The sequence below is a fragment of the Erythrobacter fulvus genome, assembly GCF_028595285.1.
Classification (GTDB): Bacteria; Pseudomonadota; Alphaproteobacteria; order Sphingomonadales; family Sphingomonadaceae; genus Erythrobacter; species Erythrobacter fulvus.
This window is the reverse complement of record NZ_JAQQXQ010000004.1, coordinates 245588-271050: the sequence shown is the minus strand read 5'-3', so window position 1 is coordinate 271050 and position 25463 is coordinate 245588. Positions and strand designations below refer to the sequence as shown.

At 64.0% G+C, this 25463-nt stretch carries 19 protein-coding genes, 1 tRNA gene and 2 rRNA genes; 9 read left to right on the top strand and 13 right to left on the bottom strand.

Annotated features, from left to right (window positions below):
• Positions 1–63 precede the first annotated feature (63 nt).
• The 3 genes from OIK40_RS07205 to OIK40_RS07195 all read left to right on the top strand — a co-directional run bounded on the left by OIK40_RS07205 (position 64) and on the right by OIK40_RS07195 (position 3275).
• A 23S ribosomal RNA gene (locus OIK40_RS07205) occupies positions 64–2851 on the top strand.
• 131 nt (positions 2852–2982) lie between these two features.
• Positions 2983–3097 (top strand): 5S ribosomal RNA (gene rrf, locus OIK40_RS07200).
• A 101-nt stretch (positions 3098–3198) separates the two neighbouring features.
• Positions 3199–3275: transfer RNA gene (locus tag OIK40_RS07195), tRNA-Met, on the top strand.
• A gap of 532 nt (positions 3276–3807) precedes the next feature.
• On the opposite strand, the gene OIK40_RS07190 is transcribed toward OIK40_RS07195, so the two are convergent.
• The 9 genes from OIK40_RS07190 to OIK40_RS07150 form a co-directional block, all read right to left on the bottom strand.
• Positions 3808–5670, bottom strand: coding sequence for a methyl-accepting chemotaxis protein (locus OIK40_RS07190; protein ID WP_273677378.1), 1863 nt, complete (start codon positions 5668–5670; stop codon positions 3808–3810).
• 94 nt (positions 5671–5764) lie between these two features.
• Entirely contained in the window at positions 5765–7570 is a 1806-nt protein-coding gene (locus tag OIK40_RS07185) for a methyl-accepting chemotaxis protein (protein WP_273677376.1), read from the bottom strand.
• The gene (locus OIK40_RS07180) at positions 7567–9063 is read right to left on the bottom strand and encodes a putative bifunctional diguanylate cyclase/phosphodiesterase (protein WP_273677375.1); all 1497 of its coding nucleotides are present in this window, start codon (positions 9061–9063) and stop codon (positions 7567–7569) included. Before OIK40_RS07180 ends, OIK40_RS07185 begins: the two co-directional genes overlap by 4 nt.
• 146 nt (positions 9064–9209) lie before the next feature.
• The gene (locus tag OIK40_RS07175) at positions 9210–10076 is read right to left on the bottom strand and encodes a CheR family methyltransferase (protein ID WP_273677373.1); all 867 of its coding nucleotides are present in this window, start codon (positions 10074–10076) and stop codon (positions 9210–9212) included.
• 7 nt (positions 10077–10083) lie between these two features.
• Positions 10084–11172, bottom strand: a complete 1089-nt coding sequence (cheB, locus tag OIK40_RS07170; RefSeq protein WP_273677371.1) for a chemotaxis-specific protein-glutamate methyltransferase CheB — start codon at positions 11170–11172, stop codon at positions 10084–10086.
• 17 nt (positions 11173–11189) lie between these two features.
• Positions 11190–11555 (bottom strand): response regulator, encoded by a 366-nt coding sequence (locus OIK40_RS07165; RefSeq protein WP_273677369.1) that lies wholly within the window; start codon positions 11553–11555, stop codon positions 11190–11192.
• 55 nt (positions 11556–11610) lie between these two features.
• Positions 11611–12063, bottom strand: coding sequence for a chemotaxis protein CheW (locus OIK40_RS07160; RefSeq protein WP_273677367.1), 453 nt, complete (start codon positions 12061–12063; stop codon positions 11611–11613).
• Complete coding sequence (locus OIK40_RS07155) at positions 12060–14504, bottom strand: chemotaxis protein CheA (protein WP_273677365.1); 2445 nt, start codon at positions 14502–14504, stop codon at positions 12060–12062. The genes OIK40_RS07160 and OIK40_RS07155 overlap by 4 nt, the downstream gene beginning before the upstream one ends.
• A gap of 73 nt (positions 14505–14577) precedes the next feature.
• Positions 14578–15945, bottom strand: coding sequence for an MATE family efflux transporter (locus tag OIK40_RS07150; RefSeq protein ID WP_273677363.1), 1368 nt, complete (start codon positions 15943–15945; stop codon positions 14578–14580).
• Between the two features lie 94 nt (positions 15946–16039).
• Between OIK40_RS07150 and OIK40_RS07145 the strand changes: the two genes are divergently transcribed.
• Positions 16040–16804 (top strand): class II aldolase/adducin family protein, encoded by a 765-nt coding sequence (locus tag OIK40_RS07145; RefSeq protein WP_273677362.1) that lies wholly within the window; start codon positions 16040–16042, stop codon positions 16802–16804.
• 17 nt (positions 16805–16821) lie between these two features.
• On the top strand, positions 16822–17373 hold the full coding sequence (locus OIK40_RS07140) for a (2Fe-2S)-binding protein (protein ID WP_273677361.1): 552 nt from the start codon (positions 16822–16824) through the stop codon (positions 17371–17373).
• Between the two features lie 3 nt (positions 17374–17376).
• Here OIK40_RS07140 and OIK40_RS07135 read toward each other — a convergent pair whose 3' ends face one another.
• Positions 17377–19551, bottom strand: a complete 2175-nt coding sequence (locus OIK40_RS07135) for a TonB-dependent receptor (RefSeq protein WP_273677360.1) — start codon at positions 19549–19551, stop codon at positions 17377–17379.
• A gap of 153 nt (positions 19552–19704) precedes the next feature.
• On the opposite strand from OIK40_RS07135, the gene OIK40_RS07130 reads away from it, so the two are divergent.
• The gene (locus tag OIK40_RS07130) at positions 19705–20049 is read left to right on the top strand and encodes an arsenate reductase family protein (protein WP_273677358.1); all 345 of its coding nucleotides are present in this window, start codon (positions 19705–19707) and stop codon (positions 20047–20049) included.
• 3 nt (positions 20050–20052) lie between these two features.
• On the opposite strand, the gene OIK40_RS07125 is transcribed toward OIK40_RS07130, so the two are convergent.
• Positions 20053–21423: an MFS transporter gene (locus OIK40_RS07125; protein ID WP_273677355.1), complete on the bottom strand. Its 1371-nt coding sequence runs from the start codon at positions 21421–21423 to the stop codon at positions 20053–20055.
• Between the two features lie 17 nt (positions 21424–21440).
• The gene (locus OIK40_RS07120; RefSeq protein WP_273677354.1) at positions 21441–22292 is read right to left on the bottom strand and encodes a glycerophosphoryl diester phosphodiesterase membrane domain-containing protein; all 852 of its coding nucleotides are present in this window, start codon (positions 22290–22292) and stop codon (positions 21441–21443) included.
• 86 nt (positions 22293–22378) lie between these two features.
• On the opposite strand from OIK40_RS07120, the gene lipB reads away from it, so the two are divergent.
• Positions 22379–23068, top strand: a complete 690-nt coding sequence (gene lipB, locus OIK40_RS07115) for a lipoyl(octanoyl) transferase LipB (protein WP_273677353.1) — start codon at positions 22379–22381, stop codon at positions 23066–23068.
• Entirely contained in the window at positions 23065–23367 is a 303-nt protein-coding gene (locus tag OIK40_RS07110) for a hypothetical protein (protein WP_273677352.1), read from the top strand. The genes lipB and OIK40_RS07110 overlap by 4 nt, the downstream gene beginning before the upstream one ends.
• A 3-nt stretch (positions 23368–23370) precedes the next feature.
• On the opposite strand, the gene OIK40_RS07105 is transcribed toward OIK40_RS07110, so the two are convergent.
• On the bottom strand, positions 23371–24483 hold the full coding sequence (locus tag OIK40_RS07105; protein WP_273677351.1) for an alkene reductase: 1113 nt from the start codon (positions 24481–24483) through the stop codon (positions 23371–23373).
• Positions 24484–24551: 68 nt separating this feature from the next.
• Between OIK40_RS07105 and OIK40_RS07100 the strand changes: the two genes are divergently transcribed.
• The gene (locus tag OIK40_RS07100) at positions 24552–25454 is read left to right on the top strand and encodes a DMT family transporter (RefSeq protein ID WP_273677350.1); all 903 of its coding nucleotides are present in this window, start codon (positions 24552–24554) and stop codon (positions 25452–25454) included.
• Positions 25455–25463 lie beyond the last annotated feature (9 nt).

The window sequence follows — 25463 nt, the reverse complement described above, 5'->3', positions numbered from 1 at the left end:
TTCTCCAACCATCTTCAAGCGCTCAGGCTTTTATGCAGGCCTGACGTTGATGGTGTGGATTCTCAAGCGTGAGGTAAGAGCATTTGGTGGATGCCTTGGCATGTACAGGCGATGAAGGACGTGGCACGCTGCGATAAGCGTCGGGGAGTTGTGAGCAAACTTTGATCCGGCGATTTCCGAATGGGGAAACCCACCTTCACCATTTCTTCCAGTATCCCTTAGGGGATGCCGGGCGAGGTGGATAAGGTATCACCGAGCTGAATATATAGGCTTGGTGAAGCGAACCCGGGGAACTGAAACATCTCAGTACCTGGAGGAAAAGACATCAACAGAGATTCCCGTAGTAGTGGCGAGCGAACCGGGACCAGGCCAGTGCCTCCATTTCAACTAGCAGAACACTCTGGAAAGTGTGGCCATAGCGGGTGACAGCCCCGTATGCGAAAGTGATGATGAAGGACTAGAGTAGGGCGGGACACGTGAAATCCTGTCTGAACATGGGGGGACCACCCTCCAAGCCTAAATACTCGTACATGACCGATAGCGAACACAGTACCGTGAGGGAAAGGTGAAAAGCACCCCGATTAGGGGAGTGAAACAGTACCTGAAACCGGATGCTTACAAGCAGTTGGAGCCCCATAGGGGGTGACAGCGTACCTCTTGCATAATGGGTCAGTGACTTAATCTAGCATGCGAGCTTAAGCCGTTAGGTGTAGGCGAAGCGAAAGCGAGTCTGAATAGGGCGACTGAGTATGTTGGATTAGACCCGAAACCCGGCGATCTAGGCATGAGCAGATTGAAGGTGCGGTAACACGCACTGGAGGATCGAACCGTTGCATGTTGAAAAATGCTCGGATGACTTGTGTTTAGGGGTGAAAGGCCAATCAAGCCGGGAAATAGCTGGTTCTCCGCGAAATCTATTGAGGTAGAGCGTCAGATGTATGCCGATGGGGGTAGAGCACTGGATGGGCTAGGGCTGCGCGAGCGGTACCAAACCTAACCAAACTCCGAATACCATCGAGTCTTGTCTGGCAGACAGACGGCGGGTGCTAAGGTCCGTCGTCAAAAGGGAAACAGCCCTAACCTACAGCTAAGGTCCCCAAGTCATATCTAAGTGGGAAAGCATGTGGGAATCCCAAAACAACCAGGAGGTTGGCTTAGAAGCAGCCATCCTTTAAAGAAAGCGTAACAGCTCACTGGTCTAAATAAGGGTTCCTGCGGCGAAAATGTAACGGGGCTAAAGATATGCACCGAAGCTTAGGGTTGCAGTTTACTGCAGCGGTAGCGGAGCGTTCCGTAAGCGAGTGAAGGCGAAGGGTAACCGACGCTGGACGTATCGGAAGTGCGAATGCTGACATGAGTAGCGACAAAGAGGGTGAGATGCCCTCTCGCCGAAAGACCAAGGGTTCCTGCGCAACGCTAATCGGCGCAGGGTGAGCCGGCCCCTAAGACGAGCCCGAAGGGGGTAGTCGATGGGAACCACGTTAATATTCGTGGGCCTGGTGGTGTGTGACGGATCTCGTAAATTGTTCGACCTTATTGGATTGGTCGGGCAGTGAAGAGGTTCCAGGAAATAGCCCCACCGTATAGACCGTACCCGAAACCGACACAGGTGGTCAGGTAGAGTATACCAAGGCGCTTGAGAGAAGTATCCTGAAGGAACTCGGCAAATTGCCTCCGTACCTTCGGAAGAAGGAGGCCCCATCTTAAGGCAACTTTTGGTGGGGGGCACAGGCCAGGGGGTAGCGACTGTTTATCAAAAACACAGGACTCTGCTAAGTCGGCTTCAAGACGACGTATAGGGTCTGACGCCTGCCCGGTGCTGGAAGGTTAAGAGGAGGAGTGCAAGCTCCGAATTGAAGCCCCAGTAAACGGCGGCCGTAACTATAACGGTCCTAAGGTAGCGAAATTCCTTGTCGGGTAAGTTCCGACCTGCACGAATGGCGTAACGACTTCCCCACTGTCTCCAGGATATGCTCAGCGAAATTGAATTCTCCGTGAAGATGCGGAGTACCCGCGGTTAGACGGAAAGACCCCGTGCACCTTTACTGCAGCTTCAGAGTGGCATTAGGAAAGAGTTGTGTAGCATAGGTGGGAGGCTTTGAAGCGACGGCGCCAGCTGTCGTGGAGCCATAGGTGAAATACCACCCTGCTGTTTTCTGATGTCTAACCTCGCACCGTTATCCGGTGTAGGGACCCTCTGTGGCGGGTAGTTTGACTGGGGCGGTCGCCTCCTAAAGAGTAACGGAGGCGCGCGATGGTAGGCTCAGGACGGTTGGAAACCGTCTGTTAGAGTGCAATGGCATAAGCCTGCCTGACTGCGAGACTGACGAGTCGAGCAGAGACGAAAGTCGGTCATAGTGATCCGGTGGTCCCTCGTGGAAGGGCCATCGCTCAACGGATAAAAGGTACGCCGGGGATAACAGGCTGATGATTCCCAAGAGCTCATATCGACGGAATCGTTTGGCACCTCGATGTCGGCTCATCACATCCTGGGGCTGGAGCAGGTCCCAAGGGTTTGGCTGTTCGCCAATTAAAGTGGTACGTGAGCTGGGTTCAGAACGTCGCGAGACAGTTTGGTCCCTATCTGCCGTGGGCGTCGATACTTGAAAGGAGTTGCCCCTAGTACGAGAGGACCGGGGTGAACGTACCTCTGGTGTACCTGTCATTCTGCCAAGAGTGCCGCAGGGTAGCTATGTACGGACGGGATAACCGCTGAAAGCATCTAAGCGGGAAGCCTCCCTTGAGATTAGGTATCTTTGAACCGTGATAGACCATCACGTTGATAGGCCGGGTGTGGAAGTACAGTAATGTATGGAGCTAACCGGTCCTAATAGTTCATATCGCGCTTGATGAATCCCACCATCAACGTCAGTCCTGCCTCGCAGGATCGCGTTGAAGGCGAGAATTGATCAGCCAGATACGCCCTTTGCTCTCGAACAGAGAGTGCATCGATTTAAAACCCGCATTCCACTGGCTCCATTGCTTGGTGGCCATAGCGTCTGTGCCCCACCCGATCCCATCTCGAACTCGGCCGTGAAACCAGACTGCGCCGATGGTACTGTGTCTCAAGGCACGGAAGAGTAGGGCGTCGCCAGGCATTGCAGCCAGTGGATGCGCGGAATAAACCCATTCACATAGTCAACAGGGCTGTCCCGCAAGGGCGGCCCTTTTGGCGTCTTTACGCTTAGGCGTCGGTGACGCGGGATGGAGCAGTCCGGTAGCTCGTCAGGCTCATAACCTGAAGGTCGTTGGTTCAAATCCAACTCCCGCAACCATCGTCAAAAACCCGTTTCTGTTTTGTTTTTTCACGTCCGCAGCCTCGCTGCCGAGCGCCTTTTGCGTTGTTCCAACGAAGACGCGCGGACGCGCCTGACCGACGTGCGCCGGACTGTACAACCCGAAGCGGTGAACGCAGATCCGTGACGGGGAATATGCCCCTGCAACTCACCCGATCAGGGCCGCAGTCATAGCGTTGGCAAATCCCACCGTGAGGATCAAACGCTCCTGGCTGTAGCACTGTCGGGATTGGTGCCCACCGACCGGGGCTCATAATGTAGCCATGTCGGCGCTCTGGCGGGGGTCTCGCGTGGGGCGCTCGAGGTCCTTGATGCTGCTACGACCAATGAGGATCGGCGCCTTACACCGCGCGGAGGTGAGGAGCGCTGTACCGCGAGCAACGACAACGCCGATAAGCGCATTCCGGCAGTCTGATAGGTACTGACGAACGGCGCATGGCAAGTCTGACCGCCGCACCGCGTGTTCGCAAAGTCTCCGATTTGACGTAATCGGCGTCTCGATAGGGGGGGGCTATCCCGCACGCACCCGCGACAGGAACCCGCGCACCTGATCGTTCAGATGGGCTGCCTGCGCTTCCAGCTCGTTGGCGCTGGAAAGCACCTGGCTCGCCGCCGCGCCGGTGTGGAGCGACAGCTGACGCACGTCCTCGATATGGCTCGCCACCTTTTCGGTTCCCCGCGCAGCCAGATCGATGCTCTGGGCGAGATCCCGGCCAGCGACCGATTGCTGATCCACCGCTGTGGCGATCGAAACGGCAGTGGATTCGAGTTCCTTGACCTGCCCGGCGATCGAACGGAGCGCCTTGACGCTGGAGCCGGTGGTGGACTGCATCGCACGGATCTGGTCGGCCACCTTTTCGGTCGCGCGGCTGGTCTGCATCGCCAGTTCCTTGACCTCGCTGGCCACCACCGCAAAGCCGCGGCCGGCCTCGCCCCCTCGGGCGGCCTCGATCGAGGCGTTCAAGGCGAGCAGGTTGGTGCGCTGGGCGATGGTCTGGATCAGTTCGACGATCTGTCCCACTTCCTCGGCCGAAGCGGCGAGGGCGGAGATGGTCTCGTCAGCCTCGCCGGTGGCATCGGCAGCCAGCCGCGCGAGTTCACTGGAGGACGCTGCCTGCCGGCTGATCTCGCTGATCGACAATGCGAATTCGTCGCTTGCCGCTGCTGCGGCAGTGGCGCCGGCATTGGCTTCTTCCATCGAACTTGCGACTTCGCCGGTGCGGCGGCTCGCCTCCTCGGCGCTGCTGGCCATGCGGGTGGCGGTGGTGTGGAGCTGGCTTGACGCGGCGGCGACCCCGTTGACGACGTCACCGACCGTGCGTTCGAACTGGCGTGCCACATCTTCCAGCATCGCGGCCTTGCGCGCTTCGGCTTCCTGCCGTTCGCGTTCGCGCTCCTGCTGCATCAGCAATTCCTGTTCGGCCTTTTCCGAACGCTCGCGGGCGCGGTCTTCCATCCATTTGTTGGCGCGCTTGAACAGGTCGAGCGCGCGGACCATCTGGCCGACCTCGTCCTTGCGTTCAGCCCCGGCGATGGTGAAGTGCCGGTCTCCCGTGGCCAGCTGGTTCATCCCGGCGGTGATCTCAACGATCTTGCGCGAGAAATCGCGCGAGAGATAGGCAAGGCCCAGCAGCAATATCGCGGCGCCGATGGCAGCCAGGACGCCGAGGATCAGCACCATATTGAAGAAATAGCCTATGCCGCTTGCTTCCTGTGTCTCGCCGCGTGCGGCCAGATCGGCGGCCAGACGGGAGGCTTCCTCCACCAGCCGATCACCCTGCGAGGCGACCCCGGCGACGGCGGAACCGGTGCTGGCGTTGCCGCGCACGGCCTGGCTGGCGCGGTCGAATTCGGATTGAAACGCGCGAAGCTGTTCGCCCGCCGCCACAGCGCGCGGCTGCATGTCGGGCAGATGCTCTGCCAGTGCCGCGTCGATTGCGGCGATCTGCGTTGCGACTTCGACCTCGCTGGCACGCTGGCTTTCGCCCAAGTCTGGCGAGCGATCATACAGCGCCCGGACGGAGTGATAGCGCAGTTCCCCCGCTGCTGATTCAAACTCGCCCGCAGCGACCACCGCTTCCTGTACCCGCGCGGAGGCATTGTAGCGGCCCCACAATTCGCTCAGGCCCAGACCCAGTACCAGCGACATGGCAAATCCGACCGCGAAGAAGGTGCCGAAGATCGCGTTGATCTTTTTCGCCAGCGAAAGGTCGCGAAACCATGCGAGCCTTTCAAGCAGGCTGGTCGTTGCCGATGCAGCGGAATCGCTGTCGGCGGACCGGGCTTCTTCCGCCTCGATTTCGGAACTGAGGTCGCGCACGAATTCGGGAACGGCCTGTTCCTCGCGGCGCTCCTGCAGGGTCATCATGTTCATGCCGCAATCCCCCGGGGCTTGTATTCAAGCATTTGTGAAGGAAAATCCTTTCCAAAAGCTTGATTCCGCAGCGTAAGCTAGGGACTTTTGCGGATTATCCGGCGCGCACCCTTTTCAGGAAAGACTGGACTTGCTGGCGCAGCGTTGCGGCCTGGGATTCGAGGCTGGTTGCGCTGGAGAGCACCTGGCTGGCTGCCGATCCGGTCGACAGCGCCATCTGGCGCACGTCGTCGATATGGCCCGCCACGCGTTCGGTGCCGCGTGCAGCAAGATCGATGCTCTGGGCCAGTTCGCGCCCAGCCACCGATTGCTGATCGACGGCAGTGGCGATCGAGACAGCGGTGGTTTCGAGCTGTTCGATCTGGCCCGCAATCGCGCGCAGGGCGGCGGCGCTGGCCCCTGTGGTGTCCTGCATTTCGCGGATCTGTTCGGCGATCTTCTCGGTCGCGCGGCTGGTCTGGTTGGCCAGTTCCTTGACCTCGCTTGCCACCACCGCGAAGCCGCGGCCCGCCTCGCCGCCGCGCGCAGCCTCGATCGAGGCATTGAGGGCGAGCAGATTGGTGCGCCGGGCGATAGTCTGGATCAGTTCGACGATCTCGCCGACCTGCTGCGCCGATGTGGTGAGCGCGCCGATGGTGCTGTCGGCTTGCCGTGCAGACAACGTCGCCTCGCGCGCCAGTTCGGCGGAAGAGGCCGCCTGACGGCTGATCTCGCCGATCGACATGGCGAATTCGTCACTGGCCGAAGCGGCTGCGGTCGCACCGCGATTAGCCTCTTCCATCGAGGCCCCGACGTCGCTGGCACGGCGGCTGGTTTCTTCAGCCGTGGCGGCCATTAGTTTCGAAGTCGATTGCAACTGCCCAGAGGCCGCGACCACGCCGGTGACGACTTCGCCGACGGTGCGTTCGAACTGGTCGGCCACATCGCGCAGCATTCTTTCGCGTTCAACACGCGCCTCTTCCTGCTGGAGCTGGAGCCGGGTCTGTTCGTCAAGCTCCACCCGCGCACGGTTGGCGCGTTCGCGGCTGAGCCGCTCCAGTCGCAGTCCGGCCCGGTGGAACACCTCGAGCGCGCGCGCCATCTCGCCAATCTCGTCGCGGCGTTCCTTGCCGCTGATGGTGAGATCGCTTTCGCCCGCAGCAAGCTGCGCCATCTGCCCGGCCATCGACTTCAGCGAACCGCTGACGGTGTGGTTGACATAGCGCTGAGCGATCAGGGTGATCGCCGTCAGCGCAACGGCGATACCGATCCACGCGAACAGCAAGGCCGAAATCAGATCAGACCCCGCGTCAGAGCGCGCGTCGGCCTCTGCGCTGAGCATCTGCGCCATCTCGCGCCCCGCTTCCAGCACGGCTCCGCCGGTGGCAGTCAGTTCCCGCGCAAGTGCTGCGCGGCGGCGGGGATCGTTTGCGCGAAGTTCCAGCGTATCGATCTGGCGTCGGAAATCGGCAATGCCCTCGCGGATGAGGGCAAGCCGATCATAGGCCGCGACATTGGAGACGCGCAGGCTTTCGCCGAGAACCGCAACCGTGCGATCGGCGGCGGCGAGTTCGTCGAGCGCGGCGCGGGCGCGTGCCTGCCCTGCACCGACTGCCAACATTTCGGCATGCCGGTGACCTTCGCTCAGGTGCACCATCAGCCGTTCGGCCTCGATCACATTATCATGGGTGACATTGATCCCTTCGGCGCGATTGCCGAGTTCGATGAAGCCGCCGATGGCGAACAGGCCTGCAAACAGGGCGAAAACCAGATTGAGGGTGAAGAAAAGGGTGATCCGGCCGCCGATCGACAGGCCTGAAAACCAGTCGCGAACGTGGGGCAGAAATCCGCCGCGGGCCGGGGCGGGGGCGCTGACCGTTTCGGCCTGAAGCTCGACAGCAAGTTCCTGCAATGCGCTCATGCTGCTTTTCCGTCCTGTTTCGCTGCGCTTTGCGCCGCGATCAGCCGATCGATTTCGGCTGCGGGCAGGGCGCGGTAATAGAGCCAGCCCTGGATCTGGTCGCATCCGGCCAGCCGCACCAGTTCGGCCTGATCTTCGGTTTCGACACCTTCGGCGACAACGCCCATATTGAGCGCGCGGGCAAGCGCGATGCTCGAAAGCATCATCGCCCGGCTGCCGTCATCGCCGCCCGCCAGTTCGATCAGGCTGCGGTCCAGCTTGAGCTTTTCGAAGCGGAACCGCCGCAGGAACCCGATCGAGGCATAGCCTGTACCGAAATCGTCGAGCGCTATCCGTACCCCGAAAGCGCGGATCACGTCGAGCGTGCGCTCTGCCACCACCGGATCGAGTACAAGGCAGGTTTCGGTGACTTCGAGTTCGAGCCGGTGCGGCGGGAAGCCGGTTTCCTCCAGCACCTCGCCCAGCTTGATCGGGAATTCGGGATTGCGCAGCTGCGCGGCCGAGATGTTGACCGACAGAGTGATATCGCCCCAACGCAGCGCGTCGCACACCGCCTGACGCAGCACCCACTGGCCCAGCGGGTTGATCAACCCCGAATCCTCGGCCACCGGAATGAACACATTCGGACCGAGCGGTGCGCGTTCCCCGCGATCCCAGCGCAGCAGCGCCTCGACCGCAACGATCCGGCGGTCTGCGGCATCGACCAAAGGCTGGTAGGCCAGGCTGAATTCGCTCGTGGCGATGCCGGTGCGGATCTCGTCCTCAATCGCGCGCAGCCGTTCACGGCGACGGTCGAAGCTTTCGTTGAACCATGTGCAGCGCATCTTGCCGCCGCGCTTTGATATCGACATGGCGACATCGCTGCGGCGCAGGAGTTCCGACGAGGGGATGCGCTGGTCGGCAAGGCTGCGGGCAAGGCCGATGCTGGCGCCGACTGCGATCTGGCGCTCTCCCACCCTCACCGGAGCGACCAACCGTTCAAGCAGGGTGCGGCAAATGCCTTCGAGGATCGTTCCGGCGACCTTGCCGGACATCACGGCGGCGAATTCGTCTCCGCCCAGACGGTAGGCCCGGGCCTCGTCACCGCAGACCTCGCGCAGCATATCGGCGCAGCGGGCGATCAGTTCGTCGCCTGTTTCATGGCCGTAATGGTCGTTCACCTGCTTGAAGCTGTCGAGGTCGATCAGCGCCAGCGCAACCTCGTCCGTGCCTTGCGACAGCCGCACGACATCATCGTGCAGGGCGCGGCGATTGGGCAGGCGGGAAAGCGAATCGGTGATGCCGAGCGCTTCGAGTTCACGCACATTGGCGACAGCGCTGCGACCGATCAGCACCAGCAGCGCCGAATAGACAAGAATGGTGGCGGTTATCAGCGCGCCGGGGGCGACGATGGTAAGTTGTTCGTTGAGGCTGACAGCCAGCACCGCCACCCCGGTGATGACGCAGGCCACTGCCAGCGGCACCAGCACAAGGCCGGTGGGTGTCAAACGCAAGGAATTCTTCTTCGCGGCCAAGATCACATCCCTGTTCGGCCGCCAACGGTGGCGGCGGCCTTTCGATCAACATCGTAAACGCCAGCGGCTAAGGAAGCGTAAAGCACGATGCCGGGCATGGCGCGTTGCCGCGTTTGACGTGGCGTTCAACCGGCGCGCATCAGGCGGGGCTGGCGGGCATCCTGCAGCGGCTCGAAAAAGCTCGCGCGGCGCGGGCAGGGCGCGAAGCGATCGGTCTGGCCGACCACGGTTTCGCCCGCACCGAGCATCAGGAACCCGTCGTGCGCAACCGCCGAGGCCAGCCGGTCGAAGGCGGCGGCACGGGTGGTGCGATCGAAATAGAGCAGCACGTTGCGGCACAACACGAGATCGAACGGCTGGCGGCCCGGGTGCGGGGCGAGGAGATTGTGCTGGCGGAAATGGGCCATGCGGCGCGGTTCCTCGCGGATCTGCCAGCCGCCGGAAGTCTCGTCGAAAAACCGCAGCATCTGCGTCACGCCAAGCCCACGCTGCACTTCGAACTGGCTGTAGAGCCCGCTGCGCGCGGCGCGGATCGCGCGGTTGGAAACATCGGTGCCGAGCAGCTCGATGGTCCAGCCTGCCCAGCGCTCCTTCTGCTCGGCGAAGAGCATGGCGAGCGAATAGACCTCCTGGCCGGTCGAACATCCCGCCGACCAGATCGAAAGGCGCTTTGCATGGGCGCGGCGGCTGGCGAGTTCGGGAAGGACCTCGTGCGGCAGCTGATCGAAGGTCGGCTTGTCGCGGAAGAAATAGGTTTCGTTGTTGAGCAGCGCCTCGACCACGTCCTGCGACAGATCGGGGCTTTCGGGCCCGGCCCGCGGCTGGGCCAGCAGGCATACAAGCTGGTCGACATTGCTGATGCCATGTTCGCGGAAGATCCCCGCCAGCGCCGAATTGACGCGCCAGCGCCGGCTTTCGGTGAGGTGTTGGCCGGTGCGTGCGGCAAGCAGATCGGCAATGATCTGGTGCGAGGCTTCGCTGCTGTCCATCATGCGCGCCCTATCCTTGCCGCAGCATCGGGGCGCTGGTTCGCGCGATGATGGTCTCGCCAAGGCGTTCGGGGCTGGCGATAAGGCTGGCAAGTCCTGCCTTGGCCACTGCGCCGGGCATCCCCCAAACCGCGCTGCTTTCGGCATCCTGCGCAAAGATGGTGCCGCCCGCGGCGACCAGTTCCGTTGCGCCGATCAGCCCGTCGCGGCCCATGCCCGACAGGATCACGCCGAGCGCGCGGCCTTCGCAGGCTGCGGCGAGGCTTGAGAGCATCGGATCGACCGAAGGCACGCAGCCGCTCGGCGCGGGTTCGGTGCAGATCCGCACCACCAGACGTTGACCGCTGCGGCGTGCCAGCAGGTGCCCGTGACCGGGAGCGATAAGGACCCGGCCCGGGCGGATATCCATGCCGTCCTCCGCGATGTCGGCGGGGCGACCACAGGCATTTTCCACCTGGCGGGCGAAGACCGGAATGAAAGAGGCGGGCAGGTGCTGGGTAATCAGGATCGGCAGGTCGCAACTGCGCCCCATCGCGCCGAGCATCAGCCCGAGCGCATGGATACCCCCGGTCGAGGCTCCGATGGCGAGCACTTCGGTGCGGCGCTGGCGCAGCGTGGCGGCTGGCCGCGCGAAGGATCTTTCCGGGGGTTCGGCCGCATTGCCGCCCGGTTCGGAACTGCGCGTGCCGAGCGCCCGGATCTTGCCGAGCAGCTGGGTGCGGTAATCTTCGTTGAAGCCGCCCGGCAGCGGTTTCAGCAACGTATCCGCAGCCCCCATCTGCAACGCCGCGAGCGTGTGTTCGGCCCCGTCCACAGTGAGCGAGGATACCACCAGCACCTGCGGCCCGCCGGGCGTGGCGAGGATCGCGGGCAGGGCATCGAGCCCGCCCATGCCGGGCATTTCGAGATCGAGCAGCACCACATCGGCGGGTTCTTCGCAAAGCTGGGCAATCGCGCGTTCGGCGCTGCTGGCGGTGCCCGCGACCGCAAGGGCCGGATCGCTTTCGACCATGCGCTTGAAGATCGTGCGCACGGTGAGCGAATCATCGACGATCATCACCCGGATCGCGCCCGCCCGACGCGCCGTGGCCGTAGACAAGGGGCGCGCGGAAAGGTTCACACGAAGCCGACGAGCTGCAGCTTGATCTGGAGGGTTTCGTGATCAAACGGCTTCATCACATATTCGTCCGCACCGGCTTCGATCGCCTCGCGGATATGTGCCACGTCGTTTTCGGTGGTGCAGAACACCACCTTGGGCTTGTCGCCGCCGGGCCGCTGGCGCAGTTGCACCAGAAATTCGATCCCGGTCATCACCGGCATGTTCCAGTCGAGCAGCACCACGTCGGGCATTGCCGACTCGCAGGCGTCGAGCGCGGCCTTGCCGTTCTCGGCCTCTTCCACGGCAAAGCCCAGGGTTTCGAGAATATGCCGCGAAACCTTGCGGATCACTCGCGAATCATCGACGATCAGACACGTTTTCATGGCTTTTCCTGCGTTGGACCGGGCATGAGCCTAGAAACTTCTGGTAAGCATAGGATTAAGCCGCTGCTTCGATTTCGCCGCGTACCGTATCCGGGCCGGCGATCAGCGCGGGCAAATCGATCAGCAAGGCAGGGCCGCTGGCAGTCTCGATCATGCCGGTGGCGATGCGCGACCAGTCCGGACCGAACCCGCCAGGAACCTGCCCCGGCTCACCATTCGCGGTGGTAATGTCCTCGATCGCATCGACCAGCAGGGCATAGGAATGTCCGCCTTGGGCGATCACCACGGCGCGTTCGTCGGTCGGTGCCTGTGCAGCGTCCAGTCCGATCGCGCGGCGGCAATCGATCACGGTCAGCGTCTGGCTGCGCAGCGCGGTGATTCCGGCGATGAAATCGGGCGTGCGCGGCACCGGCGTTACAACGCCGATCTCGATCACCGATTTCACGTCATGCGCCGAAAGCGCGCAGCGCCGTCCGGCGATCTGGATGATGACGAGCAATTCGCTCATGTCCGCTTTCCTCCTGCGACCCGGGGGTGACGCGCGGCGGCAAGTGCGGCGAGCAGGCGTTCCCGGTCGTAGCGGTAGATTGCGCCGTCCTGGCCCGAATTCTGCGGATGATCGCTGAGCCGGATGACCGGCCCGGCAGGCATGCGGCCCAGCGCCTCGGCAACCTCGAAAACATCCTGCGAAAGGATCGTGACCACGTCGGGATCATCGCCCGCTTCGCTCACCACCTCGTAACCCGCCGACGTCACCAGCGGGGCGAGGATGCTGCGCGCCCATTCGCTGTCGGGCAGCACGCAGCGCGGACGCGCGCCGGGGCTCGACAGCGGCGGCTCGCCGTAACGGGCGAAGAGTTCGTGGGCATCGAGCAGCGCGACCGGACGGCCTTCGACCAGCGTCATGGCCTCGACCAGCGGATCCTCGGGTACAGGCACCAGCGCCTCTGTCAGTTCTACCGCATCCTCGATCTCGCGCACGGCATGGAGCAGTTCGCTCGCCCCGTCGCCGAGCCGCAATAGGCGCAGCTTCTCGCCCGTCACCGGCCCGTCGGGCAGGCCGGCCAGCGGCAGGATCGCGCCATCGATAACCATCCGCGCCCGCGGGGCCGAACGATCGACCGCACCGGCCGACGCGGTTTCGATACGTTGCACCAGTTCGAGACGTACTGCGCAGCGGCGTCCGGCAAAATCGGTGAACAGCATCGCTCGCGGTGCGGCGGCGACGGCGGCTTCCTCTTCGGCTGGCTGAAGCATCCGCGCGCGTCCATCGGACACCAGATCGTGCATCGCAGCGATGTTGGTGACATCCAGCAGCAGCACCGGCTGGCCGTCGTCAAGCAGGGTCGATCCGGCATAAAGTCCGGGCTTCATCACCGCCGGGGCCAGCGGCTTTACCACCAGATCGCCGTGGCTGTTGATGCGTTCTACCACCAGCGCGAACAGATCGCCGCTGGCCAGTCGCAGCAGCACCAGCGTCAGATCACGCGCGGAAAGATCGCATGCCTCCAGCCCGAGCACATCGGCCAGCATCAGGCAGGGAATGCGGTTGCCGCGGAACGTGACCAGTGCGGCCTCGCCCATGCGGGTGAAATCGAGCGCCGCGGCCGAAGCCTGGACGATTTCCTCGACATAGCCTTGCGGGATGGCGAAGCGCTGGCCGGCGACCTCGACTGTCAGCCCGGCGATGATGCTGAGCGTGAGCGGGATCTGCAGGGCAAACTGGGTGCCTTCGCCGGGCGCGCTCGTCACCTTGATGCTGCCGCCGACCTTTTCGAGATTCTGGCGCACCACGTCCAGTCCGACCCCGCGGCCTGATACGGCGCTGACGGCGTCGGCGGTGGAGAAGCCGGGTTCGAAGATCAGGTTCAGCAGCTTGTCACGGCTCATGCCGGCGCGTTCGGCGGGCGTGATGAGGCCGGTGGCGAGCGCCTTGGCGGCGATTTTTTCCTCGTCCAGACCGCGGCCGTCATCGCTGATCAGGATGGCGATGGTGTTGCCCGACTGGCGCGCGGCGATGGCCAGCAGGCCGATCTCGCGCTTGCCTGCGGCGTGGCGGGCCGAAGGGGCCTCGATCCCGTGATCGATAGCGTTGCGGATGAGGTGGGTAAGCGGATCGCGGATGGTCTCGATCATCTCGCGGTCAAGCTCAACGTCGCCGCCGTCGAGATCGACCATCACCTGCTTGCCGAGTTCCGCCGAAAGATCGCGGACCAGCCGGGGCAGCACGCCGAACAGCGTCTCGATCCGTTGCATCCGCATCCGGGTGATCGCATCGCGCACGTCGGAAAGGATCGCGGTGAGCCGTTCGAAGGGCCCGTCGATGGTCGGCTGGTTGCCCGCCTGCCGCAACCGGTGGGCGAGATCGTTGCGCGCCAGCACCATGTCGGAAACGCCGCTCATCACCCGGTCGAGCAGTTCTACCGGCAGGCGAATGGTCCGCTGCCCGGCAGCGTTGCCGTCGGCGCGGCGGGCGCGGGTCTGATCGTCGTCTTGCCGGAAACTCGGGCCGTTTTGGGCGTTTCTCGGCGGGTTTGACCCCTGTTTGCCCTCTTCCAGCTCGTCTTCCAGCAATGTTTCACGTGTAACATCGAGCGCGGCGATCAGCGCCTCGTCGCCGCCTTCGGGGTATTCCTCGCCCGCTTCGATCGCGTCCACCATCGCCGCGATCCGGTCGATAATGGCAAGCACGGCAGACACAAGGGCATGATCGGGATCGCGTCGTCCGGCCCGGCAATCGGCCAGCGCGTCCTCGGCAGCATGGCTGAGCGCGGCGAGGCGCGGGAAGTCGAAGAACCCGCAATTGCCCTTCACCGTGTGGACGAAACGGAAGATCGTATCGAGCCGCGCACGATCGTCCGGATTGGCTTCCCAGGCGACGATTTCGCCGCCCGAAGCCTCCAGCATTTCGCGGGTCTCGGCGATGAATTCCGCCAGCAGATCGTCCATGCGGTAGCGCGCCCCTTTGGTCTTTCAGGGCACTCTATGGAACAGGTTGGTTAATGAAGGCCTAGCGCGCGGCTCAACGCTGGCCCCAAGCGGGTGACTTCCGGACGAAAATGTGGCGCACCAGCAGCACCGCCGATACCGCACCGAACAGGTTGGCGGCCAGTTCGGCGGTGTAGATCGCGGCGCTGCCCATGCCGGGTTGCAGCACCAGGGCCACGGGCAGCATCACCAGAAACACCCGCGCCACCGATTGCAGCAACGCATAGCCCGCCTTGTCGACCGCATTCATGATGCCGTTGCCGACGATCAGCAGCCCGAAGCCGGCATAGCCCCAGGCGGCAATTTCGAGATAGCGCGCGAATTCGGCGATCACTGCCAGATCGTCGGTGAACAGCCTCGCGAAATTCTCTCCCGCCGCCACCATCGCGATGGCTACGAACAGCCCCCAGACCACGCAGAAACCCGCCGCCCATAGCGCTGCCTCGCGCGAACGGTCGTAACGGCCCGCGCCCCAGTTCTGGCCGACGATGGCGCCGATCGCGCCCGACAGGCCGAGGAGCGGCACGATCACGAAGCTCTGCAGCCGCCCCGCCGCGCCGAAGCCCGCCACCGCCGCCTCGCCCTCCAGCGCGACCAGCGCGGTGAGGATCGACAGTCCGAGCGGATTGATCGCGTTCGAGAATGCCGCAGGCAGCCCGACGCGGATGATCGCGGTGGCCGGATCGATCAGGCTGCAATTCCTGAGCAAGGTGAAATCGAGCGGCAGGGTGGTCGAACGCACCAGCCACACCGCCACCGCCACGCCGATTCCCCAGCCGATGACAGTGGCATAGGCAGCGCCCGCCATGCCGTAGCCTTCCACCCCGAAAGCGCCGGTAATCAGCAGCGGATCGAGCACCCAGTTGGCCGCGGCATAGGAAATGCTGATGGTGCTGGTTTTGCGCGCCTCGCCCTGTCCGCGCAGGACGCCGTTAAAGCCCATGATGACGAGGATCAGCGGGAACCCCGTCGCATAGGGGCGCATGTAATCGCGGATCAGCGGCATCAGCTGCGCCGGAGCGTTCATCGCGGCGAAGATAGGGTCGATCGCCAGCCACAGCGCAATGCCCATGAGCAGGCCGCAGCCCGCAGCGAAAACGATCCCGAAATTGGCGCGTCTTGCGGCCTTTTCGCGGTCGCCTTCGCCCAGCGCGCGCGCGACCACCGAATTGATGCCGACCATGATGCCGACACCAAGCGAAGTGATCGCGACCGACACCGGGAAGATGAAGGAGATCGCCGCCAGCGCGTCGCTGCCCAGCCGGCCGATGAAATAGGCATCGACCAGCCCGATCGACATGATCGCGGCAACCCCGATCACCATCGGCAGCGTCTGGCTGACGAGGTGTCCCGGGATGGAGCCGCTGACCAGTCTGGGAAGGCTTTGCTCGGAAGCGTTCATGCGGTTTCGAGGCCTAGCCCGCCGCGAGCACCTTGCAAAGCATTCCCTGCGCGTGCGATAGAACTCGGCAAGGACAGACGGAGAGGAACGGCCCATGGCGACCCAGCTCAAACCCGGTATCGAATGCAGCAAGGAAGAATGGCAGGCGCGGCTCGATCTGGCGGCGTGCTACCGCATCTTTGACCATCTCGGCTGGTCGGAATCGATCTATAACCACATCTCGGTGAAGGTGCCGGGCGAGGAAGACACCTTCCTCATCAACCCCTTCGGCCTGCTCTATTCCGAAGTGACTGCCAGCAACCTCGTCAAGATCGACGTCGAGGGCAATAATGTCGGCGGTTCGCCCTATATGGTGAACAAGGCGGGCTTCACCCAGCACGCCTATTTCCACAAGCATCTGGGCGACAAGGCGGCGGCGATCTGCCACGTCCACACCACCGCGACCATGGCGGTGTGCAGCCACAAGGACGGGCTGCTGCCGACCAATTTCTATGCCTGCAATTTCCAGGGCCAGATCGGCTATCACGACTTCGAAGGCGTGACTGTCCGTGCCGAGGAAGGCGAGCGGCTGGTCGAGAACCTCGGCAACCATTCGATCTTGATGCTGCGCAACCACGGCCCCGTGGTGATGGACCGCACCATTCAGGGCATGTTCGTGAAGATGTGGGCGCTCCAGCGCGCCTGCGAGATTCAGGTGGCGACGCTTTCGATGGGCAATCCCAACCTCGTCCCGCAGGAAGTTGTCGATGTCCACCAGCGCGATCTGTCTGTGATGAGCGGGCAGGGCGGTGCCGGGATGTTCGACTTCGAGGCGTGGAAGCGCCGGGTCGACAAGATCGACGACAGCTGGCGGCAGTAAGCAGCTAAGGCCCACCAATGTCGCGCATGACCGTGAACGAGCGGCCGGTCGAGTTCGATCTCGATCCGCGCACGCCGCTGCTCTACGCGCTGCGCGAGGCGATGAACCTCACCGGCACCAAGGCGTGCGGCGGCGGCGAATGCGGCGGCGCTTGCATGGTGCTGGTCGACGGGGTGGCGCTGCGATCCTGCAAGATCACGCTGGCCGAGGCCGAAGGGCGGATGATAACCACGATCGAGGGGCTGTCGCGCGATCGTTCGCACCCGGTCCAGCAGGCGATGGTGGCGCAGCAGGCGATCCAGTGCGGATACTGCACCCCCGGTATCGTCATTTCCGCTGCCGCGCTGATCCAGCGCAATCCCTCGCCCACCCGCGAGGAGATCGAAAGCGCGATCCCCAATATCTGCCGCTGCGGGGTCTACCCCCGGCTGGTGCGTGCAGTCGAGCAGGCCGGACGGGTTGCCCGGCGGCGCGAGAGCATCAGCGCCGCACCCGCACCCGGCATCAGTGCCGAGGACGCAGCCAAGGCCGTCCCGGCTCTGCGTGTTGCGCAGCCGGGAACGGAGTAATCCTCAGAACCTGCCGGTGATCGTGAACCGCGCATTGAGCGGCGGGGCAACGGTCAACTCGTTCGCCGAATGGGCGTTGGGGAAGTAGAGTTCGTCCAGCAGGTTCTCGACATTCACCTGCAGGCGCAGGTTGTCCGACAATTGGTAGAACACCGCCATGTCGACCCGCGCATAGGCGGGCAGGGTCGCGGTGTTGGCGTTATCGGCAAAGCTTTCGTCCTGCGCCGTCAGGCCGAGGCCGAAGCCGAGCCGGTCCGTCGCTTGGAAGTTGTTCCAGATCGAGAACATGTTTTCCGGCAGTTCGCGCAACCGGCGGCCGGTCGGGCCGGTGCGGCTCTGTTGTTCGCCGTCGAGATAGGAATAGCCGGCCGACAGGAACCACCAGTCGGTGACCTGGCCCTGCAACTGCGCTTCGAAACCGCGGATCTTGGAATCGATCACGTCGAGCGTATCGGGGTTGTTGTCCGACACCTGCGGCGAGGTTTGTTCGATCTGGAACACCGCCCCCGTCAGCGCGAGGCCCGGCTTGATGTCCCACTTCACCCCCGCTTCGAGGTTGGAGAAGGTATCCGGGTCCAGCGCGTCAGCGGGCGGGTTGATGTCGGCGAACTGGTCGCCCGAACGCGGCAGGAAGGTTTCCGAATAGCTGGTGTAGAGCGACAGGTTTTGCTGCGGCTTGACGATCAGGCCGACGCGCGGCGTGATTTCCTCGTCCTTGCGGGTGCGGGTGCCGCCGTTCTTGAGATCGCGCACCGTGATCTCGAAGCTGTCGAACCGTGCGCCGAGGACGACGCGCAGCCATTCGGCCAGCTTCACCTCGTCCTGAATATAGGCCGAAAACACCGTGAGATCGGCGGCGGTATCATCGTTGAGCTGCGAGAAGGTCGCGGTGGTGGTGCGACCATCGGCCAGCGTGCCAACCCCGCCCACGAGCGGGAAGGGACGCACTGCCGGGAAGAATTCGACATCGGTACGGCGGCCGTCGGCCAGCGCTGTGTCGAACACCGGATTGAAGCGGTCATTGTCGTTGCTGGTGTCGATATATTCGCCGCCGACGATCAGCGTGTGACCGATCCCGCCGGTGGCGAATTCGCCGATCAGGTTGCCGGACAGCACGAGGTTCCGGCGCTGTGTGGTGTCGATGTAACCGTCCATCGCCACCACGTTGGTCGCCTCGTTGTAACCCACCGGGAAATAGTTGGCGTAGACCTTGTCATAATCGCCCCACGAGGCGGTGAGATTGCCCTTCAGGCTATCCGAGAAAGCATGCTGCACCGTGCCGCGCAGGACGTGCGCCCTGAAGGTGGTGTAGTTTTCCTGCGGGTCACCGAAGGTGATGTCGCGCAGGGAGCGCACCGGATCGCCGTTGGCGTCGGTCGGGATGCCGCGGTCGATGAAGCGTTCGTGATCGACATATTCGTAGGACAGATCAATCGTGGTGCGCCCGCCCAGTTCGGCGCGGAAGGTCGGGTTGATGCCGATCTGCTCGCCGTCGAACAGGTCGCGGTGGTTGTCGAGATGCTCGTAAGCGGCGTTGATCCGGAACGCTGAATTCTCGCCGGTGGCAAGGTTGACGTCGGCCCACAGGCTGTAGGCGCCGAAGGTATCGAACGTCGCAACGCCGCCGGCGAAGGTCTCGCCCACAACGCCCTTCTTGGTTACGCGGTTGAGAATGCCGCCGGTGCCGCCGCGCCCGAACAGCAGCGCGTTGGGGCCACGCAGGATTTCCACTTGTTCAAGATTGTAGAGGCCGCGGTAATATTCCACGTCGTCGCGCACCCCGTCGACGAAGAAGTCGGCGGTGGATCGCACCCCGCGAAACACCACGGCATCGCGGTGCCCCTCGCCCTGCGAAGTGGTGACGCCGGGGGTGTAGGCGATGATGTCGCCGACGCTGTCGAAGCCCTGTTGGATAATCTGGTCGGCGGTGGTGATGCTGAGCGACTGGGGAATGTCGATGATCGGCGTCGGGGTCTTCAGCGCGTTGAGCTGGCTGGAATAGAGCACGTCGCCGGTAACAACGATATTGGGGCCGCTGTCGCCTGCGTCATCGGCACCCGCTGCGGCTTCGGCAGCTGCGCCGGCGGCTTCCGCAGCGGGAGCGGTTTCGGCCAGGGCGGGGAAAGCGATGGCAGCGCAGCCCAGCAGCAGGGCGGTGCGCGCGAAGGGAAGAATCATGGAAAGCCTTTCTCGTGTTGCCGGGTCAGCTATTGCAACTTACTCGCATCTGCAAGTCTTGCGTGACGATGAAATTGATAATCATCAAACTGTGGCTTTCGGGTCGCCGCTCGTTTATTTGCGCAGGGGGTCGGCAACAGGAGGAAGGCGGCGATGAAGGCGACAATCTGGCACAACCCCAAATGCGGCACTTCGCGCAAAACGCTGGCGATTCTGGAGAATTTGGGCGGGGTGGAGCTGACCGTGGTCGAATATCTGAAAGATCCGCCCAGCGCCGGAAAACTTGCCCAGCTTTATCGTGATGCCGGGATTACCCCGCAAAAGGGCCTGCGCCTGCGCGGTACCGATGCCGCGGAGCGCGGCCTGCCGCAGGCCGATGACGCCACCGTGCTCGCGGCCATGGCAGCCGATCCGATCCTGATCGAACGCCCGCTGGTGGAAACCGATAAGGGCGTGCGGCTGTGCCGTCCGCAGGACGTGGTGCTGGAGATCTTGTAGACGCTACCCGCGCTCGCGGGTGAGTTCCGTATCGGCCTGCAGGCCTTTCCAGCCATGCACCAGCACCGCCGCGCACAGCGCCACGATCAGCCCGAAGCCGAGCCAGTCCGAATGGCCGTAAAGCCATACGCCGAGCGCGGGGGCGTAGATGTAACTCGCCCCGGCGAGGCTGGCGACAATCCCCGATGCCTGTCCCTGTTCGGACCGCGTCACGGCGAGCGAGGTGCCTGCCGTGGTGCCGGGCCGGAACAGGCCGAAACCCAGCGAGGCAATGGCATAGCCCAGTGCGATCAGGTGCAGATCGCCCGCCACGGCCAGCACGATCGTGCCGAAGGCAGCGGTGGCGATCCCCCACAAGGTTGCCGCGCGCGGCCCCAGATCGAAGCGCGGGATCAGCCCCCATTGCGCCAGCAAGGTGGCAATCGCGCCGCTCATCAGCACAAGACCTACAGGCCCCGCGCCTTCGGCAGGCGTGTCGCGCAGGCCCAGCCGGTCGAGCACCAGAAAGCCCGAAATCCCCAGCACCATCGCCTGTGCATGGCCGCCGAAAAAGCCCGCGAAGACCCATGGGCGCAGGCGCGGATCGAGCCACCTGAGGCGCGGCGGTTCCCCATTCTCCGCGCCATCCTCGTCCGTGTCGAGTTGCCCCTGCGGATCGCTGGGCGCGCCGCTCGATGCGCTGGAATAGGGCGCGGCCTGCCCGCGCGCGGCGAATTGCGGCTCGTCATTGGGCAGCCGCAGCCGCAGGGTAACAAGCGCGACGAGCCCGATCGCGGCGAAGCAGATGAACGGCCCCGTCAGCCCCAGACCCAGCAGCGGCAGCACCATCAGCGGCGCCAGTGCCGGGCCGATCACCGTGCCCAGACCAAAGCTCGACGCGATGAGCGACAGGGCCTGCGTGCGCTGGGCGCGCGGGGTGCGCGAAGCGACATAGGCCTGCACCGCCGGAGGTGCGGCGCTGCCGAACCCGCCGTAAAGGCTGCGCGCGGCAGCAAAGGCGATCAGCGCCCATAGTGCCGAAAGCCAGCCCGACAGCCCGGCATAGAGCGCCAGTCCGCAAAGCAGCATCGAGATGATGAAGCCCGCCAGCCCCAGCGCCATCATCGCCTTGCGTCCGCGCTTGTCCGATCGCCGCGCCCACAGCGGCGCGCACACCACCCACAGCAGTGCCGACCAGCTGTAGGCGAGGCTGATCCACACATCGGCCACCCCGAGCGCTGTGCCGATAGAGGGCATCACCGATTGCATCGCGGTGTTGCCCGCCGCAGTCACCAGCATGACAGTGAACAGCAGCGCCATGCGCGACGGCGGGATCGCCCGCGCGTCGGTGCCGGGGGAGGCGGCGCGGCTCAGCTGTGGATCGGTATCGGCCATCGAATGGGCGCGGCGCGCTATTCGAAGGTCTCGGCCAGCCGCTCGGGCGAGGCTCCTGCCAGCTGGCGATGGACCGCAGCGATGACGACGAGGAAGATCACCGTCACCACGGCATTGACCAGCGCGCCGACAATTCCGGTGCCAATGCTCGCCACCGACCCGCCAAAGGCCGACAGGATCAGTGTGAGAACCCCCTGCACCAGCGCGCCGATGATCACGATCACCACGAACAGCAGCACCAGAAAGGCAAAGATCCGCAAGCTGTTGCCCTTGGTCAGTTGCCACGAACGGGCGATGGCGGTGAAGGGATTGCGCACCTCGTCAATGGCGATCACCGGCGCGATCAGCGAAAACTTGATGACCAGATATATCGCCAGCACCACCAGCAACAGGCTGACCAGCACCGTTACCGCTGGCGGAGCGAAAGCGCCGACCAGCCCGAGCGGCAAGCCGATTACCAGACCTGCAGCCAACCCGCAGAGAATCTGCGCCGCGATATAGGAAGGGATGCTTTTCAGACCCTTGCCTAGCGCCTCGCCCACGGTGGGATTGCCGCGGTCGGTCAGCAGCGCCAGCAGGCTCATCGATCCCACGAAACCGGCGATCGTAATAGCGAGGAACAGCGCCCAGTTATCGGCATACATTGCAGTGAGCTGGTCGAGCGTGGCCTGCATCGCGACTTGCGGATCGGCCCCGGGCTGGGGTGCAGGCTGCGGCGGGTTTGCGATTTCCGGCACGAACAGCGCCGCGGCGAAAGAGGGCAGGAAAATGAACAGCCCGGCAATCGCCGAGATCGTGTCCTTGTTCGCACCGATCAACGCGGTCGTCTGCGTCCACGCCTTGCCCATGTCGAGTTTGCGGTTTGCCATAGTGCTGCCTCACGATCCCTTTGCCCGCAGGGGCGATCGCACAATCGCCTCTTGCCATGCGCGCTCAATGCCCCCACCGGAGCAGCATGGCAAGCACTGCTCCCCGGGTTGAATCGGCTGTAGCCATCGAATGGCGCCGCGAAGTCGCGCCGGTGCCTTACGCGCAGGCGCTGGCGGATATGGAGGCGCGCAATCAGGCGGTCGCCGCGGGCGAGGCGGCAGAGCTTGTCTGGCTGCTCGAACACCCGCCGGTCTACACTGCCGGCACCAGCGCGGACCCTGCCGAACTGGTCGATCCGCGTTTCGAAGTGGTCGCGACCGGACGCGGTGGACGCTACACCTATCACGGGCCGGGCCAGCGGGTCGGCTATCTGGTGCTCGACCTCAATCGGCGCGGGAAAGACGTGCGCTGTTTCGTCCACGCGATCGAAGGCTGGGTGATCGCCACGCTGGCGACGTTCGGGGTGGAAAGCTGGCGGGCCGAGGGCCGCGTCGGCATCTGGACCCATGACATCGACGGCAGCGAGGCCAAGATCGGCGCAATCGGCGTGCGCGTGCGGCGCTGGGTGACGATGCACGGCTTTTCGGTGAACCTCGATCCCGACCTTTCGCATTTCGGCGGAATCGTGCCTTGCGGCATTGCCGAATATGGCGTCACCAGCCTGGCGAAGCTGGGGCTGACGGTTTCGCCCGAGCAATGGGACGAGGCGCTGATCGCCACCAGTGCGGATTTTCTTGACGCGCTCGACAAGGCCGGGCGAAGGACATGCGGATGAAGAAGCCCGCATTCGCCGTTGCCCTTGTCGCGCTTGCCCTTGCCGGATGCGACGAACCGGCCGCACCGCCGTCCGAACAGGGCGGAGAGGCGGCGGGCGAGGTGCTGGGCGGCTCAATCAGCGATGACATGATCCCGCTGGAACAACTGCGCTCCGAAGCGCCGCCGATGCCGCGCGAGAACGCTGCGCCTGCTGCCGATGCTGGCGAAGATGCCGCCGCCGAAGGCGAAGCACAAAGCGAAGGGGCCGAAGCAGCCCCCGCTGCTCCGGCCCCCGAAACGGCTTCCGCCGAAGAATAGAGCTTACTCGGCGGCCTGCGCCTGCTCTTCTTCCAGCGTCGGATAGTCGATGTAGCCTTCCGGAATCGGGAAGTACCAGCTCTTGGGCACGTCCTTGTTGGGGTTCCAGTGCGCGCCCGCCGCGATCCGCTTTTCGAGATCGGGGTTGGAGATATAGGGGCGTCCAAAACTCACCGCGTCGCACTTCCCGCTGGTGACGTCGGCCTCGGCCTGCTCGGCGGTGTAGTCCGAGTTGAGGATCAGCTTGCCGGTGTAGATCTGGCGGATCAGCGGGCTCTGCTTGGGCACCTCGGTCTGGCCGAAGGTGCCGTCCGGGCCGGGTTCGCGCAGTTCGACGAAGGCTAGGCCGAGTTCCTCGCACACCTTGGCAGCTGCGCCGAAGGTCGCGGGCGGATTGCTGTCGTCAGTGCCCTGCGAATCGCCGTTGGGCGACAAGCGAATGCCGACGCGGTCCGCGCCCCACACGTCGATCAGCGCCTCGAGCACCTCGCGCATGAAGCGGGTGCGGTTTTCGGGGGTGCCGCCATATTCGTCGGTGCGCAGGTTGGTCTTGTCGCGCAGGAACTGGTCGACAAGGTAGCCGTTCGCGCCGTGCAGCTGCACGCCGTCAAAGCCCGCCTTCTTGGCGTTCTCGGCAGCGCGGCGATAGTCGCCGATCGTGCGCTTGATATCCTCGTGTGTCATTTCGCGCGCCTGCGCATAGGGCTGCTTGCCCGTCGGCGTGTGCGCTTCGCCCGGCGCGGTGGTGGCGCTGGCGGAGAAGGGCGGCTGCCCGTCAAGGAACACCGGGTGGACGATGCGCCCCATGTGCCACAGCTGCATGACGATCAGGCCGCCTTCCTCGTGCACCGCCTTGGTGGTGGCCTTCCACGCTTCGGTCTGCTCGTCGCTCCAGATGCCGGGAGCCGACGGCCAGCCGAGGCCTTCGCGGCTGATACCGGTCGCTTCGGTCAGGATCATGCCCGCGCCGGCGCGCTGGCGGTAATAGGTCGCCATCAGTTCATTGGGCACGAACATCGGCTCGGCCGCGCGCCCGCGGGTGAGCGGGGCCATGTGGATGCGGTTCTTGGCATGGAGCGCGCCCATCTGGAGCGGCTGGAACAGGGCATCATGCATGTGGGAAAATCTCCTTCGGTAACGTCTTTGGGTTAGGCACTTGGGGCGCGCGAGGCTAGGGCGCAAGCATGGAAAATGAGGGGGCGTCCCAAGAGAATCTTGTCGCCGCGCTGGCGCGCCCCCGCAGCATCCTGCTGCTGGCCGCGCTGCTGGGCGGGAACGTGGCGCTCGCGCTGGGGCCGTGGTTCGTGCGGATGGCCGATACCGGGCCGGTGTCCGCCGGGTTCTGGCGGTTGCTGCTGGCGCTGCCGTTCCTCATTCTGTTCGCGAAGATCGGCGGCCAACGGCTGACGGGGATGGGCGCGAAAACGCTCGGACTGGTGGCGCTTGGGGCGGTGACTTTCGCGCTCGATCTGGCCAGCTGGCACATCGGCATCGGCATGACCCGGCTGGGAAATGCGACGCTATTCGGCAATGCCGGATCGATTGTGCTCCTGTTCTGGGGCTTCGTTGCCGCGCGGATGCTGCCCAAGGGGCTGGAGTGGCTGGCGATCATCTTTGCGCTGGCGGGCGCGGCGATCCTGATGGGCCGCAGCCTTGAAATCTCCACCGCGACGCTGGTGGGCGACCTGTTCTGCCTCGCCGCAGGTCTGCTTTACGCGGTTTACCTGCTGACCTTGCAGGGCGCGCGCGGTGCCTTCGGATCGTGGAGCCTGCTGGTCTGGGTGAGCCTGTTCGGCTGCCCCGTGCTGCTCGCCATCGCGCTGGTATTGGGCGAGCCTGTATGGCCGACCGACTGGACGCCGGTGATCGGCCTGTTCGTGGTCAGCCAGCTGATCGGGCAGGGCCTGATGGTCTATTCGCTCAAATATTTCCCGCCGCTGGTGGTGGGATTGGCGCTGCTGACCCAGCCCGCAGTCGCCTCGCTCTGCGGCTGGCTGGCCTTTGGCGAGGTGCTGTCGGGGCTGGATATCGTGGGCATGATGCTGGTCGGCGCGGCGCTGGCGGTGAGCAGGGGGCGGGCAACCTAGTTTTCATCG